The organism is Rhizomicrobium electricum (genome assembly GCF_011762045.1).
In the GTDB taxonomy this organism is placed as follows: domain Bacteria; phylum Pseudomonadota; class Alphaproteobacteria; order Micropepsales; family Micropepsaceae; genus Rhizomicrobium; species Rhizomicrobium electricum.
On record NZ_JAASQS010000001.1, the window covers coordinates 393342 to 411198 of the forward strand.

General features: G+C 61.3%; 14 protein-coding genes. 5 read left to right on the forward strand and 9 right to left on the reverse strand.

Going from position 1 to position 17857, the window contains the following annotated elements; all coding sequences use genetic code 11:
• Positions 1–47 precede the first annotated feature (47 nt).
• The 5 genes from FHS84_RS01650 to FHS84_RS01670 form a co-directional block, all read right to left on the reverse strand.
• Positions 48–989, reverse strand: coding sequence for a WaaS/CpsH family glycosyltransferase (locus tag FHS84_RS01650; protein ID WP_166929630.1), 942 nt, complete (start codon positions 987–989; stop codon positions 48–50).
• A 76-nt stretch (positions 990–1065) separates the two neighbouring features.
• Entirely contained in the window at positions 1066–1878 is an 813-nt protein-coding gene (locus tag FHS84_RS01655) for a WecB/TagA/CpsF family glycosyltransferase (RefSeq protein ID WP_166929632.1), read from the reverse strand.
• 99 nt (positions 1879–1977) lie between these two features.
• On the reverse strand, positions 1978–2940 hold the full coding sequence (locus tag FHS84_RS01660) for a GDP-L-fucose synthase family protein (protein WP_166929634.1): 963 nt from the start codon (positions 2938–2940) through the stop codon (positions 1978–1980).
• Positions 2933–3994: a GDP-mannose 4,6-dehydratase gene (gene gmd, locus FHS84_RS01665; protein WP_166929636.1), complete on the reverse strand. Its 1062-nt coding sequence runs from the start codon at positions 3992–3994 to the stop codon at positions 2933–2935. Before gmd ends, FHS84_RS01660 begins: the two co-directional genes overlap by 8 nt.
• A 73-nt stretch (positions 3995–4067) precedes the next feature.
• On the reverse strand, positions 4068–5084 hold the full coding sequence (locus tag FHS84_RS01670; RefSeq protein WP_166929638.1) for a hypothetical protein: 1017 nt from the start codon (positions 5082–5084) through the stop codon (positions 4068–4070).
• Positions 5085–5746: 662 nt separating this feature from the next.
• On the opposite strand from FHS84_RS01670, the gene galE reads away from it, so the two are divergent.
• Both galE and FHS84_RS01680 read left to right on the forward strand, forming a co-directional pair.
• Positions 5747–6724 carry a UDP-glucose 4-epimerase GalE gene (gene galE, locus FHS84_RS01675; RefSeq protein WP_166929641.1) on the forward strand — a complete coding sequence of 326 codons (978 nt, stop codon included), beginning with the start codon at positions 5747–5749 and terminating at the stop codon, positions 6722–6724.
• An 89-nt stretch (positions 6725–6813) separates the two neighbouring features.
• Entirely contained in the window at positions 6814–7779 is a 966-nt protein-coding gene (locus FHS84_RS01680; protein WP_166929643.1) for an NAD-dependent epimerase/dehydratase family protein, read from the forward strand.
• 1 nt (position 7780) lies between these two features.
• Here FHS84_RS01680 and FHS84_RS01685 read toward each other — a convergent pair whose 3' ends face one another.
• From FHS84_RS01685 to FHS84_RS01695, 3 genes are all read right to left on the reverse strand, one after another.
• Positions 7781–8956, reverse strand: coding sequence for an acetyl-CoA C-acetyltransferase (locus FHS84_RS01685; protein ID WP_166929645.1), 1176 nt, complete (start codon positions 8954–8956; stop codon positions 7781–7783).
• A gap of 122 nt (positions 8957–9078) precedes the next feature.
• On the reverse strand, positions 9079–10254 hold the full coding sequence (locus FHS84_RS01690; protein ID WP_166929647.1) for an acetyl-CoA C-acyltransferase: 1176 nt from the start codon (positions 10252–10254) through the stop codon (positions 9079–9081).
• Between the two features lies 1 nt (position 10255).
• The gene (locus tag FHS84_RS01695; protein WP_166930143.1) at positions 10256–11143 is read right to left on the reverse strand and encodes an SDR family NAD(P)-dependent oxidoreductase; all 888 of its coding nucleotides are present in this window, start codon (positions 11141–11143) and stop codon (positions 10256–10258) included.
• Between the two features lie 237 nt (positions 11144–11380).
• Here FHS84_RS01695 and FHS84_RS01700 point away from each other — a divergent pair, with 237 nt between their 5' ends.
• The 3 genes from FHS84_RS01700 to FHS84_RS01710 all read left to right on the forward strand — a co-directional run bounded on the left by FHS84_RS01700 (position 11381) and on the right by FHS84_RS01710 (position 16303).
• A complete protein-coding gene (locus FHS84_RS01700; protein ID WP_166929649.1) occupies positions 11381–13801 on the forward strand; it encodes a TonB-dependent receptor in 2421 nt (806 codons plus the stop codon).
• 160 nt (positions 13802–13961) lie between these two features.
• Positions 13962–15323 carry an acetyl-CoA hydrolase/transferase family protein gene (locus tag FHS84_RS01705; RefSeq protein ID WP_166929651.1) on the forward strand — a complete coding sequence of 454 codons (1362 nt, stop codon included), beginning with the start codon at positions 13962–13964 and terminating at the stop codon, positions 15321–15323.
• A gap of 305 nt (positions 15324–15628) precedes the next feature.
• On the forward strand, positions 15629–16303 hold the full coding sequence (locus tag FHS84_RS01710; protein WP_166929653.1) for a TetR/AcrR family transcriptional regulator: 675 nt from the start codon (positions 15629–15631) through the stop codon (positions 16301–16303).
• Here the strand turns inward: FHS84_RS01710 and FHS84_RS01715 are convergent.
• Positions 16293–17855 carry a carboxylesterase/lipase family protein gene (locus tag FHS84_RS01715; RefSeq protein ID WP_208393635.1) on the reverse strand — a complete coding sequence of 521 codons (1563 nt, stop codon included), beginning with the start codon at positions 17853–17855 and terminating at the stop codon, positions 16293–16295. The two genes, FHS84_RS01710 and FHS84_RS01715, sit on opposite strands and share 11 nt — an antisense overlap.
• Positions 17856–17857: the final 2 nt, after the last annotated feature.

Sequence of the window (17857 nt, forward strand, 5' to 3'; positions counted from 1 at the left end):
AAACCATCGGGCGCCTAAAGCTTTTCCGCATCCGCGGCGGCGGAACGTTAGTCGATCAGGCGCCGTACGAAATTCTGAATGTGATAGGCCTCAATTGCATCGACGCCGCCTTCCAGCCCTCGCGCCAGAAACGTCTTCACGCCCGAAAAATCCAGGTCTCGATACGTGTGAATTCGATCGGGAGAATAGAACGCTTCCTGCAGGACGTTTTCGTTATTGGTGATGATTTTCCTGTCCATGCAGAGATTTTCGATCAGCCGCATGGTGTAGCCCGATTGGCGGTGATTGGCGAAATCGAAGACCGCCACCGAACGCGCGATCATGTCGTGTGCCCGTTTCCCGGATATCGGGAAGAAGGTAACTCCACGCGGAAAAATTCCCTGACGCAGAAGAAGGTAGAAGGCGTAAACGCTGCACGTCATATGCGTGTAGAAGGCGATGCCGTTTGCCCGGCAGTATGCCGCGAACGCCCGGACAGCGAGATAGCGCGGAGCGGTCGCAACATTGCCGATGCAATAGACGGCCCCTTCCGATGGCGGAACCGTCCGCATCGCCTGAAGCGATCGGAGGCAGAACAACGGCAGATAGCCGATCCCGAGCGCCGACGCATCGGCTTTGTCGAAGGTGAATACGCGATCGAAGACGTGCATCACGGGCCGGTAGTCGTGCGTGTATATCGAATCCCAGTTGTAAAGCACGAAGCGCGCCCCGGCGTGCTGGTGACGCAGGGTCTGGAGGTTTTCGACTGAGACTTGATGCGCCTGGATGAAGACCACGAAGTCGTAATGCCGGTTCTGCTCGGCCGCGATGATCGCGCGATGGTGGCGATCGAGCATCCGGCGATAGCGCGACGGCCACAGCCGGCGGACCAGCTGGAACTGCAAAGACCGGGGTTGCACCTCGTGATACGTGACCGCAAATCCCATCCGCTCGAATTCGGCGGCAATTCCGTCCGTATAGGCGTGATAGCGCAGCCCGATCAGCAGCAATCGGCTCGTTTCCGAGGATCGCGTTTGTAGGTCAAGGGTCTCTTGAGATGTCGGCGGAAGGTGCGGGCACATCGGGCTATCTCCTCAGGAACCGTGCGGTAAACAGCCCTTTGAAGAAGATCTCCGCCGTGCCGACAGCGGACCACCATAGCCGCTTGGCGCGCACCTTTGGCTGCATAATCAGACGGAACAGCCACTCCAGCCCAAGCTTTCGGATGATATAGGGGGCCCAGGGCACCACGCCTGAATGGAAATCGAACGCCCCTCCGACGCCGACCATCCAGGGTGCGTTGATGCGCCCGAGATGGCTGGCAATCCAGGCTTCTTGCTTGGGCAATCCCAAGCCAACCCAAACGATGTCGGGCTTGGCCTGATTGATCATCGCGACGATCTGATCGTCTTCCTCTTTCGTGAGTTCGCGAAACGGCGGCGTATATATCCCGCAAACGTTCAGATCCGGGTATTTCTCTCTGAGCCGCCGCGCCATTTCCTCGGCAACGCCTTCCTTGCCGCCGTAATAAAAATGCCGCCACCCCCGGCTCTGGCCGTAACGCGAACACTCGAGCTGGAAGAGAGGTCCGTTGAAACGCCGGATGCGGTAGCCCCAGGTCCAGCCGGCGACGATCACCCCAACGCCATCGCACAGCGAAAAGTCGGAACCCCGGATGAAGTCGCCGTGCCCCGGCCGCCGTAACCCATGGTACAGAGCTTCCGAATTGGTGATCGAGACATAGTGCCCGCACTCTTTGGCCGCAATGGCGCGCCCCACTTCCGCGAGCACCACGTCTGCGGGAGACAGCGAAATGGTCAATCCGCCAATGTTGGCCGTCGCCGGGCGGCGCCCTGGCGCTGGCTCTCCCGCACCTAATTCCTTTTCCGGATTATTCATTGCCCGTTTCTATCCTCCGGAACAACCCAGTGCTCCGGTACGCATACTCGGCGCGAAAGATTATGCGAGCGCGCCCCTCGAGTATCCCGAACTGCCGCTCTACTTCGCAGCAGCCAGAGGCTTATCCCGGTTTGAGACGTACCAGTCGTACGCCACCTTCAGACCGGCTTCGAGACCGGTCCCAGCCGCCCAACCCAGTTGCGTCATGCGCGATACGTCCATCACCTTCCGCATCATTCCGTCCGGTTTGCTGCGATCATAGGTGAATGAACCCGACCATCCGGCCACCTTGGCGACAGCTTCGGCCAACTCCCGGATCGTGGTTTCGCGGCCGGTGCCGAGATTGACGTGCCCGATACCGGAATAGTTCTTCATCAGGAACACCAGACCGTCCGCCAGATCCTCGGTGAACAAAAACTCGCGTTTGGGCGTGCCCGAACCCCAGATTGTCATGGTCGCATCGCCGTTGGTCTTGGCGGCATGCACCTTCATGATCATCGCGGCCACGACGTGTCCGTTCTGCAGATCGTAGCGATCGCCAGGGCCATAGAGATTCGTCGGCATCGCCGAAATGAAGTCGCAGCCGTATTGCCGGCGGTAGTAATCGCACATCTTGATGCCGGCGATCTTAGCGATGGCGTAGCCCTCGTTGGTCGGCTCCAACGGACCGGTGAGCAGCGCCTCCTCCTTCATCGGCTGCGGCGCCTCACGCGGGTAGATGCAGGACGACCCAAGGAACAGCAACTTACCCACGCCCACCGATTTGGCGGCATGAATGAGGTTCGTTTCGATCGCCAGGTTCTGATAGAGAAAATCCGCTGGATAAGTCGAGTTCGCGTAGATCCCGCCGACCTTCGCAGCCGCCACGAACATGGCATCGGGTCTTGCAGCCGCAAGATAGTCCTCGGTTTCCTTCTGGCGGGTCATATCGAGATCGGGATAGCTGATGGTCAGGACTTCGCAGTCCTCGCGCGCAAGCCTGCGTACGATCGACGATCCCGCCATACCGGTATGGCCGGCGACCAGCACACGCTTGCCCTTCAGCGAATAAATCTCACCCATTGGAGCGGTGTTCCTCTTTCAACACATGACTGAGGTCGGCCTGGACCATCTCCTTGACCAGATCCTTGAAGCCGATCCGATGATGCCAGCCCAAAACCTTGTGTGCCTTGGCCGGATCGCCGAGCAGAAGATCGACTTCCGTGGGGCGGAAATAGCGCGGATCTACGCGCACCAACTCCCGCCCGGTGTTGGCGTCGATCCCACGTTCACCCACCCCCGCCCCATCCCAAGCGATCGACACGCCCACTTCGGCAAAGGCCAGTTCGATGAACTCGCGGACGGAATGGGTTTCGCCGGTGGCAAGCACATAGTCGTCGGGCTTTTCCTGCTGCAGGATGCGCCACATGCCTTCGACATAATCGCGGGCGTGGCCCCAATCGCGTTTGGCGTCGAGATTGCCGATGAAGAGCTTTTCCTGCGTGCCGTGGTGGATCGCCGCCACCGCCCGCGTAATCTTGCGGGTGACGAAGGTCTCGCCGCGCATCGGGCTTTCGTGATTGAAAAGGATGCCGTTCGAGGCATGGATGCCGTAAGCCTCGCGGTAGTTGACGGTGATCCAATAGCCGTAAAGCTTGGCGGCGCCGTAGGGGCTGCGCGGATAGAACGGTGTGGTTTCGCGCTGCGGCGTTTCCTGTACCTTGCCGAACAGTTCCGACGTCGATGCCTGGTAGAAGCGGGTCTTGTCCTTCAGACCGAGGAGGCGGATCGCCTCCAGCAGCCGCAGCACACCCAGTCCGTCGGCATTGCCGGTATATTCCGCCGTCTCGAAGCTGACCTGCACATGGCTCTGGGCTGCGAGATTGTAGATTTCATCCGGCTGGGTCTCCTGGACCAAGCGAATGAGATTGGTGGAATCGATCATATCGCCGTAGTGCAGCCTGAACTTGGCGCTCGAAACCTGAGGGTCTTCGTACAGAGCGTCGACGCGTCCGGTGTTGAACGACGACGACCGCCGCTTGATCCCGTGGACCGTATAGCCCTTCTGCAGCAGCAACGCCGCGAGATAGGCGCCATCCTGCCCCGTCACGCCGGTAATCAATGCAACCTTGCCCATGTCATCCCCCATCAAAACAATCAGCTCGATGCAAACACAGCCTTCAAACGGCGCCTCAAGTTTCCCCTGCCGCTCAACCGCGGCCGAACGGAGCGATGAGACGGCCGCACCACGGCCACCACGCCCCAAGAAGCACCAAACCGGCCCAGACAATTACCGAGACCGCCGCAGTGATCATGAGCGCCTTGCCCGGAGAACCCGGAGAAACGGGTATGGGCGACGCATACGGCGGACTGACAAGAACGTAGGCAAAGCGCTTGTCGGCGACCATCATGACCTTGATGTCTTCTTGGTTCGCCATCGTCTGAATCAGTGCCGAGCGCTGCTCCGACTGGGTAACCCGCAGCAACTCACTTTCGATGTACTTAATTCGCGCGTCGACATCGCGCATCTGCTCCTGGCGAATAATATTGTCGGCGCGAAACAAGATTTTCGACAGCAGCAGTTCCGCCTTTTCGGGGCGATCGGACCTCAGTGAGAGAACCAGATAGTTGCTGCTGCCCAAGCCGGCAAAGCTCGCGGTCGCCGATTGGCCCACGCTGCCGGCCTGATCGATCGACAAATGCGATTTGAGATATTGAGCGAGCATAATCGAATTGGGATGGGTGGCGACCGGCCGGTGCATCAGCCGCTTGATCGGCGCCGTGAAGCGCGACAAACCGCCGGGCTCCATCCAGACCTTCTTTTCCGTGTCCCATAGGCCGCCAAACACCACTTGCAGCACGCCATCGTGCTCTGCGAGCTCATTGACGAGCCGCGGGGTCTGCAGCAGTTGCTGGTATTCCTGGAACGGATCGTTGCCGCCGTTACCGCCGCCTCCCAGCAACCGCGACGTCAGCCCGGTGGTGGCCTTCGGCAGCCCAGTCATCGAATTCAACATCGAATTGATTGGCGACGGATTGGGCGGGCCGATCACTGCGGTGGCCACGTACGTCGGCTTGCTCACCGCATAGAAGAGAAAAAACAGGACAACGAAAACGAACAGCACGACCGGGAAAAGCAGGAGATGCTGGCGTAACTTCCGGGCATACCTCGCGATCGCGCCGACAATTTCATCAAGTGCCACTCTGTCGTCGTCAGGATTTTCCATGTGACACCTATGCAGACAAACGATACGGGGGCAGCCGATCTAGCACGCCGATTTCCCCGGCCCTACGAACGCTTGCGGCCGCAGCAGAGGGACGTTTCTACGAGAAATTGAATCGCACGAGATTTTATAGCACCTGTTGTACTTAATCCAGAGGAATGCCCTAGCGTTTTCCTCACTCAATCCGCAAAGCTGCCCATTGCGCTCACCGGCCCCGGACGCGGCCCCGTGCTTTTAGTTCGGATTTGTTCTCCATAGCGCAGCGGATGGCTCAAATCCAGGCGCTCATCAAGCGCATAGCGATAGTGCTCGCGGCCGAAACCGTCGCGACATTCAACGCACCAAAAGCTCAGCCGACAGGTGCGACATTGAGTACATATCATCCGAGCGCCGACGGCATCCGGCGTCCGCGCGGACCAGTCACGTTGAGCACCACGTGCATTCCCGATTTCGCTCAGATCACAAGACGAGCATCCGAAACCTTGAAAACGCATCACGGACGAGTCGCAGAACCACGGCCGCGACGTCATCTACGTTTCGCCCCGCCGCAATCGAACACAACAACTTTCCGGAAGTGGAACTTGCCAAACAAATAGCGCGAGAGGAGTGCCAAGGCGGTGCACTTCCATGTATGGTCGGCGCGCATCACAGGGAAAGCGGATTGGATGTCAAACGTACTGGTTACGGGCGGAGCCGGCTTCATCGGCAGTCACATGACCTATGCTCTTCTCGATCGCGGCGACGAAGTCACCGTGCTCGACAATCTTGCCACCGGCGTGCGGTCCCTGGTTGCACAGCAAGCGGATTTCATCGAAGGCGATGTGGCCGACGCCGGACTGGTGCGCGACATTCTCCGCGGCCGCAAGATCGACGCCGTCATCCATTTCGCCGGATCCGTCGTGGTGCCGGAGTCGGTGGCTGATCCGCTCAAGTATTACGGCAACAACACAGCCGCGACCCGCGATCTTCTCGAAGCCTGCATCGCCGAGCGTATTGGCCGCTTCGTCTTCTCTTCGACCGCAGCAGTCTACGGCATGCCGGACGAGACCATCGTGACCGAAGAAACGCCAACGGCACCGATCAATCCTTACGGCCGCTCCAAACTGATGACGGAATGGATGCTGCGCGACATCGCCAAGGCGCATCCGTTCCGCTTCGTGGCGCTGCGCTACTTCAACGTTGCCGGGGCCGACCCGGCAGGGCGTACCGGACAGTCGACGCCGCGCGCCACCCATCTCATCAAACGCGCCTGCCAGGCTGCGCTCGGCCGGGCTCCGGCGCTCGATATTTTCGGGACCGATTTCTCCACGCCGGACGGTACCGGTGTGCGTGACTACATTCACATCAGCGATCTGATCGCCGCCCACCTGAAGGCGCTCGACGCTCTCGCGAACGGCGCGGAGTCCGACGTGTATAATTGCGGCTACGGCCGCGGCCTCAGCGTGCGCGAAATCGTCCAGGCGGTGGAGCGCGTCGCCGGCATCAAGGTCCCCACGCGCGAAGGGCCGCGCCGTCCCGGCGATCCGGCCATGCTGGTGGCCGATTCAGGCAAGCTCAAACGGACTCTCGGCTGGACCCCGCAACACGGCGATATCGACGAAATCGTCAAATCCGCCTTTGAATGGGAACGCCGTTTGGCCTGACGCCCCGGTTCTATCGCACCAGCCGACAGCCCCATAGGCAGCGGGGGCAAGTTGGGCTAAGAACACCCCGCATTTTGATCGGAGCAGCCATGAGCGTGCTCGTGACCGGCGCTGCCGGCTTTATCGGCTCTCACGTTTGCCATGCGCTTCTGGCGCGCGGCGAAACCGTCACAGGCGTCGACTGCATCAACGATTATTATGATGTGAAGCTGAAGGAAGCACGGCTCGCGCGCCTTACCGAGCGCAAGGGCTTCCGCTTCCTGAAGCTCGATTTCTCCGATCGCGATGCGATGATGACGCTGGCGGACGAGGATATCTCGCACATCGTCCATCTCGGCGCACAGCCGGGCGTGCGCTATTCGCTCACCAACCCTTATGCCTACATCACCGCCAATGTGATGGGACACGTGGTCGTTCTGGAGCTGGCGCGGCGCCTCAGGATGCTGAAGAACGTCGTCTACGCTTCGTCGTCGTCCGTCTATGGCGGCAATACCAAACTGCCGTTCACGGTGGGCGATCCGGTCGAAACCCCGGTCTCGCTCTATGCCGCCACCAAGCGCAGCGACGAGCTGATCTCCCACACTTACGCGCACCTGTACGGCATTCCGCAAATCGGGCTCAGGTTCTTCACCGTATACGGGCCATGGGGCCGCCCCGACATGGCGCCCTTCCTCTTCACCCGCGCCATGCTGGCGGGCGAAGAAATCCGCGTCTTCAACAACGGCGAAATGTGGCGCGACTTCACCTACATCGACGACATCGTTGCCGGTGTGGTCGCGGCGATGGACACCCCGCCTGCGCTCAAGCCGCCGCACAAGGTCTACAATATCGGCAACAACAATTCGGAAAAGCTGACCGACTTCATCGCTGCGCTGGAAAGCGCTCTCGGCATCAAGGCGAAAATGCGTTTCGAACCGATGCAGCCGGGCGACGTGGTGTCGACCTACGCCGATATCGAGGACACCAAGCGCGAACTCGGCTTCGCCCCGACCACACCCATTGCGGTCGGCGTGCCCAAATTCGTCGGCTGGTACCGCGACTTCTACAAGGTGTAGGTCACACCGCCTCGACGCAAAGTGCGATGCCCATGCCGCCGCCGATGCAGAGCGTGGCGAGACCTTTTTGCGCGCCCGAACGCTTCAACTCGTGCAACAGCGTCACCAGGATGCGTGCGCCCGAAGCGCCGATCGGATGACCGAGGGCAATGGCGCCGCCGTTGCGATTGACCTTCACCGGATCGAAACCGAGTTCACGCGAGACGGCCAGCGCCTGAGCGGCGAAGGCCTCGTTGGCCTCGATCACATCGAGATCGGCGACACTCCAACCGGCCTTGGCAAGCGCCTTGCGGGTCGCCGGAATAGGGCCGGTCCCCATCACCGCCGGATCGACGCCAGCCGTCGCCCATGAGGCGATGCGGGCCAATGGCGCGATGCCGCGTTTCTTGGCTTCCGCCGCCGACATTACTACCAGTGCCGCAGCCCCATCGTTGATGCCGGAGGCATTGCCGGCCGTCACGGTGCCGTCTTTAGCAAACGCCGGACGCAGTTTGGCGAGGATTTCGAGCGTGGTGTCGGATTTGATGTATTCGTCTTTGTCGATCACAACGTCGACTTTGCGGCCCTTGACGGTGACCGGGACGATCTCCGCAGCGAAGCGCCCGGCAGCTTGAGCGGCGGCGGCTTTCTGCTGTGAGGCCAGCGCAAATGCGTCCTGATCGGCGCGGCTGATGCCGTATTGCTTGGCGACGTTCTCGGCGGTGATGCCCATATGATAATCGTTGAAGGCATCCCACAGACCGTCCTTGATCATCGTATCGGTGAGTTCGCCGGCGCCCATTTTGACGCCAGCGCGCAGATGCACGGCGTGGACCGCCAAGCTCATCGATTCCTGGCCGCCCGCCACCACGACAGAGGCATCGCCCGCTGCAACCGCTTGGGCCGCCAGCGCCACGGCGCGAAGTCCCGAGCCGCAGACCTGGTTGATGCCGATGGCCGTCGAGCTGATCGGCAAGCCGGCCGCCAACGCAGACTGTCGCGCAGGATTCTGCCCCTGCCCCGCACCCAATACCTGACCAAGGATGACTTCATCGACCTCGCTTGGCGCCACACCGGCCCGCTCCAGCGCAGCGCGAATCGCGGTTTCGCCGAGTTTGACCGCGGAGACGGTCGCGAAGGCGCCGTTGAACGAACCGATCGGCGTGCGGGCGGCGGAGGCGATGACGATCTCGGTCATGAATGGTCTCCTTGGAGAGGCGAACAGCGAGTTTCACGACGAAAAGGGATCGAGGTGAGCGGCAGAGTGCAGCAAGGGCGGCATGATTGCGGGACACACCCGGCGCGCTCACCTCGAAGGGATTACAGGACTTCGAACAATCCCGCCGCACCCATGCCGCCGCCGATGCACATGGTCACGACGACGTATTTGGCGCCGCGGCGCTTGCCCTCGATCAACGCATGCATGGTGCAACGGTTGCCCGACATGCCGTAGGGATGGCCGACGGCAATGGCCCCGCCATCGACGTTGTACAGGTCATTTGAAATGCCGAGCCGGTCGCGGCAGTAAAGCGCCTGCACGGCAAAGGCCTCGTTCAATTCCCACAAACCGATATCTTCGATCTTGAGGCCGAAGCGCTTCAACAACTTCGGAATCGCAAAGACCGGTCCAATGCCCATCTCATCGGGGTCGGTACCGGCAACGGCCATACCGCAATAGCGGCCGAGCGGCTTGAGCCCGCGCTTGGCGGCAAGGTTCGCCTCCATCAGCACGCAAGCCGCAGCGCCGTCCGACAGTTGGCTGGCGTTGCCTGCCGTGACACAGCCGTTCTCGCGCACCGGCTTGAGGCTCTTGAGGCCTTCCAGCGTGGTTTCGGGACGATTGCCCTCGTCCTTCTTGAGAGTGACCTCCTGCATCGACGTGGTGCCGGTCGCCTTATCGACCACGATTTTGGTCGCCGTGACCGGAACGATCTCGGCATCGAAACGGCCCGCGGTCTGGGCGGCAGCGACGCGCTGCTGCGACTGGAAGGCGTATTCGTCCTGCACATCGCGGCTGACGCCGTAGCGCTTAGCCACGATCTCGGCCGTGTCGATCATCGGCGTGTTGAAGGTCGGACGCAGCTTAAGGATCGCCGGGTCGTAGGTGATGCGGAGTTCCTTGGTCTGAACCCGCGAAATGGACTCGACGCCGCCCGCAACGATGACGTCCATGCGGTCGACGATGATTTCCTTGGCGGCCGTCGCAATGGTCATCAGACCCGAAGAACATTGGCGCTCAACGGTCATGCCGGGGACGGTGACGGGCAAACCCGCGGCCAAGGCGCACTGGCGACCGATGACGTCCTGCTCGCCCTGAGTCAGCGAACAGCCGAACAGGCAATCCTCGATCTCGGCCGGATCGACGCCGGCCCTGGCGACCGCGGCGCGAACGGCGTGCGCTGCCAATGACGGCGCCGGCGTGGCGTTGAAGGCACCCTTGTAGGCTTTGCCGATCGGCGTGCGTGCCGCGGCTACGATAACGGCTTCACGGCTCATGTCAGGCTCCCTTCTTGTCGGGGGCGACGTAGCCGGCCTTCTTCAACTCGACCTCGCTCTGCATGAAGCCATAGGGAGGCACGATCTCGTCCGTGCGGTCCACGACTTCCGCCCAGCGCGCCACCAACTCGTCGGCCGACGGCGGATTGCCCGCGACATGGATGCCGTTGGTGAGCGTGATGTTGGCGATTTCGAAACTGCCGGCACCGGCACAGAGGATTGCGCGGGTCGGAGCACTTTCGTCGACCAGCGCCAGGATCGCGGGCGCCACGAAATCGGGCTGCAACAGCTTGAGCTGCTCGTCGGGCAGGATGCCGGAGGTCATGCCGGTCGCCGCCGTCGGCGCGATCGCGTTGACGTGGATGCCGTACTTGGCGCCTTCGATCGCCAGGGTCTGCATCAGGCCGACGAGGCCCATCTTGGCGGCACTGTAATTCGATTGCCCGAAATTGCCGTACAGGCCCGACGACGAGGTCGTCATCACGATGCGCCCGTACTTCTGCTCGCGCATCGTTTCCCACACCGCCTTGGTGCAGGTCACCGACCCCATCAGGTGGATTTCGAGAATCAGGCGGAAGTCGTCGAGCGTGATCTTGGCGAACGACTTGTCGCGCAGGATGCCGGCGTTGTTGACGAGAATGTCGACGCGCTTCCAGTCCTTGACGGTCTCATCGACCATCGCCTGAACGGCAGCGGCATCGGTCACCGAACACTTGGCCGCACGCGCTTCGCCGCCGGCCGCGACGATTTCCTGCGCCACTTTGTCAGCCCCGTCGCCGAGATCGTTCACCACGACCCGTGCGCCACGCTGCGCCAGCAGCAAGGCATAGCTCCGGCCCAAGCCACCACCGGCTCCGGTCACGATCGCAACACGTCCATTCAGATCAATCACATGCGTCTCCTGTCCTGTTCGCGGCCGTGGTGCGGAAAATCCAGCCAGACGTCGGGTGGGTTCGAGCCGAGCCGCAGCTTCGCCATAAGGCCTTTCTCTTTCATTCACTATCGGATGAATGAGTATTGATTGTCTAGTGAATTTATGCCAGTGTGACAGAATGCGCGAAAGAACGCAGCAATGCGCCAAAGAGCGCGCGGGAAACGCAAAGATCACGATCACAGAGAGGGGATTATGAAGACCTACGCACTCATGCTGGGCGCTTCGGTGCTGGCAATATCTTGCTGCGCGACAGCGTTTGCAGCGGATCCGCCGGCATCCAAGAAAGAGACCGCGGAACTCGAAACGGTGGTCGTCACCGGACAGCGCCGCACCGAAAACCTGCAGACCACCGGCGTTGCCGCGACGGTACTCACCGCAACCGACATCGAGAACAAGAACGTCGTCAAGATCGACGACTTGCAGTTCACCGCCCCCGCCGTTGTCATCAACAACTTCGGTCAGGGCATCAACTTCAACATTCGCGGCGTCGGCAAAGGCGAAACCAACACCCAAACGCTGACGGGCGTCATCACCTATCGCGACGGCGTGGCGACCTTCCCCGGCTATTTCACGGAAGAGCCCTACTACGACATCGCCGGCGTCGAAATATATCGCGGCCCGCAGGGCACTTTCGTGGGTCAGAACGCAACCGGCGGCGCCGTCTTCGTCCGCACCAACGATCCGGAGATCGGCGGCGGCTATAACGGCTACATCCTCGGGCAGGTCGGCAACTACTACAACGCGCACGTTCAGGGCGCGATCAACATCCCGGTCAGCGACACGTTTGCGGCGCGGTTCTCGTTCTTCACCTATCGCCGCTCAAGCTATTTCTCCATCACCGACAGCGATCCGAAGGACAACTGCCCCGGCCACAAATATACCGACTGCAAGCCCGGCTATAATCCCGGCGATGCGCAGTGGGCGGCAGGCCGTCTCAGTCTGTTGTGGAAGCCCACCGACGCGCTGACGGTTTCGTTCAAGTACGATGCCGACTATCTCGACAACGGCGCCTATCCGGCCGGCAACTACACCGATACCTGGAAGACCTGGCCGACCAAGGGCGGCATTCCGGCCCCGGCAGAATGGACGGCCAACGGCGGCATCAATCCGCACTACAGCAATGACATTTTCCACGTCACTGCCAACGCGCCGCAATATGCGCTCGACCGCTTCACCCGCGCCGTACTGAAAGTCGATTACGTCTTCCCGGACGGGATCACGCTGCGTTCGGTGTCGGGCTTCCAGAACGGTAACACCAACTGGTCGACCGATCTCGATGCGACGGATTACGGCGCACAGACGTCCTACTATAGCATCACCAATCCCGCCACCGGGGTCGTCAACTATTACCGTCCCAAGAATTGGTCATTCTTCGATCACGTCGACGAAACGATCTGGTCGCAGGAATTCAACCTGATCTCGCCCGATACCTGGCGCGTCAACTGGGTGCTGGGTCTGTCCGCGCAATCGGACATTTACGACTTTCCGCAAGGCAAGTTCTACACGCTCGTACCACATAATAACGAAGTGAGCGTGCCGGGCGTCGACACCACGACCCAGGCGACCTTGTGGGGACAAAACTATCAGGCCTCGTACGCGGTGTTCGGCCAGATCGGCTATCACATCACGCCGAAAGTCGAGGTCCAACTGGGTGGGCGCTACTCGATCAACCGCACCACCAACAACGTCACCTGGAACCAATACGGCCTCGTCGCAAGCCAGAGCGGCAAAGCCGGCAATTTCGAGAAGTCCGACAACTTCTCCTACAAGGCCTCTCTCAACTGGACGATCAACGACAACAACTTCGCCTATGCGTTCATCGCAACCGGCTACAAGCCGGGCGGCCTCAATCCGCCGATCTACAATGCCGTTCAACCGAAGCCGTTCGGGCCGGAGACCATCACCTCGTATGAAACGGGCTGGAAATCGACGATGCTCGACGGCCATCTGCGCAGCTCGATCGACGCCTATTACAACGCCTATAAGGGCTTCATCGTCACGATCGGCTATCCGGACTTCACCTATCCCGGCTACGCCACCGAAGTGAACAATCCTTCGACCACCGTGTCATACGGCTTCGAAGCGGAATTGGAAGCGGTGTTCGGAGACTTCCGCGGCACCGCTGGTGTCGGCCTGATGCATCAGTCGATCGGCAAGTTCTACGCCATCGACGCACGCGCCGTTTCCGCCTTCGGGTTTGGAAAATGCGATCCGACCAAAGGCCCACTACCCGACCAGTACGGGCTTCTGCCGGCGGCCAACGTGTGCGTCAATCTCTCCGGGCATTCGATGACCTACGCGCCGCTGTTCACGTTCAATATCGGCGCGGAATACACCTTCCATCTCGAGAGCGGCGACACGCTGACGCCGCGGCTCAACTTCGGCCACCAGTCGCCGCAATGGGCTTCGCTGTTTGCCAACGAGGGCTTGGGCGACCGCATCGAGGCGCGCAACCTGCTCGGCGGACAGTTCGAGTGGAAGCACGACACCTACATCATGGCGCTGTACGGCACCAACCTGCTCGACCAGCACTACACGGCAGCCGTGCTGCGGCCGCTGCGTATGCCTGGCCCGCCGCGTGAGTACGGCATCCGCGTCACCAAAGTGTTCTGATCTATGCCTTCCGGTCGCCGCGCTCTCGTTGCCAGCCGGCGACCGGCTTTCTTCTCCATATCCGACGGACCGATCGGATGCGGGCGGCACCAGCGCCACTCCGGACAAAGGTCAGGTAACGCAAAATTCCAGCACGTCTCCTGAAAGGTTCGTTCCCAACATGCGTACTGCATCCTTACCAGCGAAGAAAATCACCGCCACTGAAGCGGCCGCCCTGGTGAAATCCGGTTATTGGCTCGATTATAGTGCTTGCCTCGGCCAGCCCGACGTGTTCGACGAAGCGCTCGCCGCCCGCGCCGGCGAACTCTCCAACGTCGGCATTCGTTGCAGCCTCTGTGCCAAACCGCGCGCGGTGCTCGAAGTCGATCCCGAAGGCAAACACTTCCATTGGCATAGCTGGCATCTGTCCGCCTACGAGCGCAGAAAATCCGACGCCGGCATCGCGACCCACATTCCGGAGCACCTGGGGGAGATTCCCGACTATTACCGCCGATTCCTGCCGCCGATCGATATCGTCGCGATCAAAGTGCATCCCGCCGACAAGGACGGCTGGTTCAATTTCGGTCCCACCGCCTTGTGGGCGCGCGCCATCATCGAAAGCGCCAAGACGGTGATCGTCGAAGTTTCGACGGCGGTGCCGTACGTGTTCGGCAAGGACAACGGCATCCATATCAGCGAAGTCGACTACATCATCGACGGCGACAATCAGCCCCTGCCCGAATTGAAGGCGCCGCCGATCTCCGACATCGACCGCACCATCGCCCAGCACATCGCCGGCGAATTCGAAGACGGCGCCTGCCTGCAAATCGGCATCGGCGGCATGCCCAATGCGGTCTGTTCGCTGTTGCGCGATTCCGGCGCCAAGGATCTCGGCATCCACACCGAGATGCTCACCGACGGGCTGATCGAGCTTTACAAGGCCGGCATCGTCAACGGTGCGAAGAAGCAGCTCGATCCGGGCAAGTGCGTTTTCGCCTTCGCCCATGGCTCGCAGAGCATGTACGACGCCACCGACCGCAATCCCGACATGCTATGCTGCGCCACCGACTACACCAACTCGCCGCATATCGTGATGCAGAACGACAAAGTCTTCTCGATCAACTCCACCACTCAGATGGACCTGCAAGGCCAAGCGGCGTCCGAAAGTGACGGCCATCGCCAGATTTCAGGAACCGGCGGTCAGGCCCAGTTCGCCCGCGGCGCCTATGCCTCCAAAGGCGGCAAGTCGTTCATCTGCATGCCGTCGGTGTTCGAGAAGAACGGCGTGCGCAAGAGCCGTATTGTGCTCAACCTGACGCCCGGCAACATCGTCACAACGCCGCGGACGGACGTCATGTACGTCGTGACCGAATACGGCTTGGTCAATCTGAAAGGCAAATCGATCCCCGAGCGTGTCCACGCCATGATCGGCCTCGCCCATCCCGATTATCGCGAGGAACTCGAGCGCCAAGCCTACGAAAACCGGCTTCTCCCGCGCGCGGTGTATCCGGCATTCAATGCGGACAGCCGCAAGATCGGTTGATCCCTCCCCTTCGCTGTAGGCCTGGGCGCCTCGGAAACTCCGGGGCGCCCTTTTTTTGGGCGTCTCCCCCGCGACGCCAAACCGCAACCTGGGGTATCCGTTCGGGATTGCGCGGTTCCGCGCAAGAAACTGAAATATGTATTGACGCCTCCACTTGAGGGATGCCGGGTACAGATGATTGACAACTGTCGATTGCGCGCTTAATTCGCATAGAGACAGTCATTATTCCGCGAATGAATCATTGAGCGTCCCGAACGGTCGGGCTTATCTTCCAGCGTGGTGCCGTCATGTCAGAAGCTGCGAGCATGAAACCAGGAGAGGCGACGGCCAAGCGTCCACGTCGCAGCAAAGCCGAACAGCGCGCCGAAAGCCTCGAGCAGATCCTCGATGCGGCCGAGTACCTGTTCTCCAAGAACGGGTTCTATGGCGTCACCCTGCGCGACGTCGCCGAACGGGTCGGCATTCATACGACGCTGCTGCACTACTATTTCGAGGACAAACGCGACCTGTTCCAGGCCGTGTTCGAACGCCGCGCCGGCACGACCCGCCAGCGCCGCATGGAAGCGCTTGAGAAATACGAAGCCGAAGCCGGCGACCATCCCACCGTCGAAGGCGCGCTGCGGGCGTTCCTCGATACCGACCTCGATCTTTATCGCGAGGGCGGCGAGCAATGGATGAATTACGCCGCCTTCGTCGCCCGCGTTTCGAATACCCACGAAGGCGCGGAGATGATGCAGATCCTGTTCGATCCGGTCGTCCTCAAGCTGGTCAAGCTGTTGAAGCGGGCCCTGCCCGACTACACCGAAGAAGATATTTTCTGGGGCTACCACTTCGTCACCGGCGCGCTGATGAACACGCTGGCACGGACCGGACGCATCGATCATCTGTCGGGAGGCCTGTGCCGCTCCGACGATTTCGAGGCGATCAAGCGGCGCATGGCCAAATTTATGGCGGCGGGCTTTTTGACCCTTAAGTCGTAACCGGGTTCTTCGGCGACCACAGCCCGACATTCCAGTTCCAAGCGATGTCGTGCGCCCGGCGGCGGCGCACCACTTCTTCGTGCAACGCAAACATGCCCGGCATGAGATCGCATGTGGCGTGCAGATCTTCGTCGATCACCAGGGCGTGACCCGATGTCCCAAATGCGGGCCATTCCGGCGCATTGGCCGCTTGCGGCCGGCCGCTACGCGCAAAACTCGACCAATAGCCTACCATGACTTCCGACAGCTTCAGTTCCTGCGGCGTCGAGGGGACCTTCGGCCAGCGCGAGGTGGAGCGATCGGCTGTACCGAACGCATACGGGATTTCGCTGCCGTGGAAAGCGCGCCGACCGGTCGAATCCGCGGCCGGATAGCCGTGGTCCCAGAAATAGAGATATGACGGTTGGCCTGATGATGCTTGCTTGCGGACCAAGCGCTCGGCAGTCCAGCCGTAGAGCGCATCGCGGGTTCCCGCGTAAAGACTCTCCCGCACGTCGGTAGCGGGATAGAGCCGCAGATACTCACCGGCGAGATCGCCATAGCGGTCGCGGATGACGGCTTCATACTCGGTCGCCGTGTCGGGTGGCGGCGGAACCAAAAATCTCAGCGAGCGGATTTCACCGCTGTTGAACCCGGCCAGAAGCGGCACCGGCGCCTGCTCGCCGCGGTCGAACACATCGACCAGCTGATCAGGTAGCACATGCCCGTCGACCGCTCCGAACGGTGCAAAGCCGGCCGCGGAAGCGCGGAGGGCCAAATCGCCCGGCGGCACTGCTCGCAGCACGGCGATATCGTTTGTACCCAGCGCGCGCGCCAGCTTGGCACCCGCCTCCTCGGCGCAGGGAAGACCGTAGCGGCGCTCCTTCAGCATCGGCGTGGTGATCATGTAGGCGCTTTGCGCGATCGCCTTGGCGAACAATCCGCGCGCCAGCGGCGACGCCATCAAATACATGACGCTGAGGGCACCGGCGGACTCCCCCGTAATGGTCACATTGTTGGGATCGCCGCCGAAAGCCGCGATGTTGCGGCGGATCCAGCGCAGCGCTTCGATCTGATCGAGCAAACCGTAATTGCCGCTGATCCCTAGCGGGGATTCGGCACTGAGGCCGGGATGGGCAAGCCAGCCGAACACGCCGAGCCGGTAATTGATCGTCACCACGACAATCCCGCGCGAGGCCAGTTTGGCGCCGTCGTAGAAACCTTCGCGGCTGGAGCCGATGACGAGCGAGCCGCCATGAATCCAGATCAGTACCGGCGCAGCACTGACACCAGCAGGGGCCCAGATGTTCAGCGTCAGGCAATCCTCACTCATCGGCTGCGGATGATCGGCCGAGATCTCGTAAATGCTTCCGGCTGGGGATGGCGGCTGAACGGCGGCAGGACCGAAAGCCGTCGCCCGTCGAACGCCGGACCAGCGCGAGACGGGCTGCGGCGGTTTCCAGCGCTCCGGCGGCTCGGCATACGGAATGCCCCGGAAGACATGCAGCGCGGCCTCTTGCAGCCCTTCCAGGGCGCCATCAGAGGCTTCTACGATCGGGCCGTGGGGCGCCATAG

Excerpts from the sequence above, each read along its gene's own strand:
- galE (WP_166929641.1), top strand. The coding sequence starts at position 5,747 with ATGTCAAACGTACTGGTTACGGGCGGAGCCGGCTTCATCGGCAGTCAC.
- FHS84_RS01660 (WP_166929634.1), bottom strand. The coding sequence starts at position 2,940 with ATGGGTGAGATTTATTCGCTGAAGGGCAAGCGTGTGCTGGTCGCCGGC.
- gmd (WP_166929636.1), bottom strand. The coding sequence starts at position 3,994 with ATGGGCAAGGTTGCATTGATTACCGGCGTGACGGGGCAGGATGGCGCC.
- FHS84_RS01705 (WP_166929651.1), top strand. The coding sequence starts at position 13,962 with ATGCGTACTGCATCCTTACCAGCGAAGAAAATCACCGCCACTGAAGCG.
- FHS84_RS01715 (WP_208393635.1), bottom strand. The coding sequence starts at position 17,855 with ATGGCGCCCCACGGCCCGATCGTAGAAGCCTCTGATGGCGCCCTGGAA.
- FHS84_RS01690 (WP_166929647.1), bottom strand. The coding sequence starts at position 10,254 with ATGAGCCGTGAAGCCGTTATCGTAGCCGCGGCACGCACGCCGATCGGC.
- FHS84_RS01710 (WP_166929653.1), top strand. The coding sequence starts at position 15,629 with ATGAAACCAGGAGAGGCGACGGCCAAGCGTCCACGTCGCAGCAAAGCC.
- FHS84_RS01680 (WP_166929643.1), top strand. The coding sequence starts at position 6,814 with ATGAGCGTGCTCGTGACCGGCGCTGCCGGCTTTATCGGCTCTCACGTT.
- FHS84_RS01670 (WP_166929638.1), bottom strand. The coding sequence starts at position 5,084 with ATGGAAAATCCTGACGACGACAGAGTGGCACTTGATGAAATTGTCGGC.
- FHS84_RS01655 (WP_166929632.1), bottom strand. The coding sequence starts at position 1,878 with ATGAATAATCCGGAAAAGGAATTAGGTGCGGGAGAGCCAGCGCCAGGG.
- FHS84_RS01685 (WP_166929645.1), bottom strand. The coding sequence starts at position 8,956 with ATGACCGAGATCGTCATCGCCTCCGCCGCCCGCACGCCGATCGGTTCG.
- FHS84_RS01700 (WP_166929649.1), top strand. The coding sequence starts at position 11,381 with ATGAAGACCTACGCACTCATGCTGGGCGCTTCGGTGCTGGCAATATCT.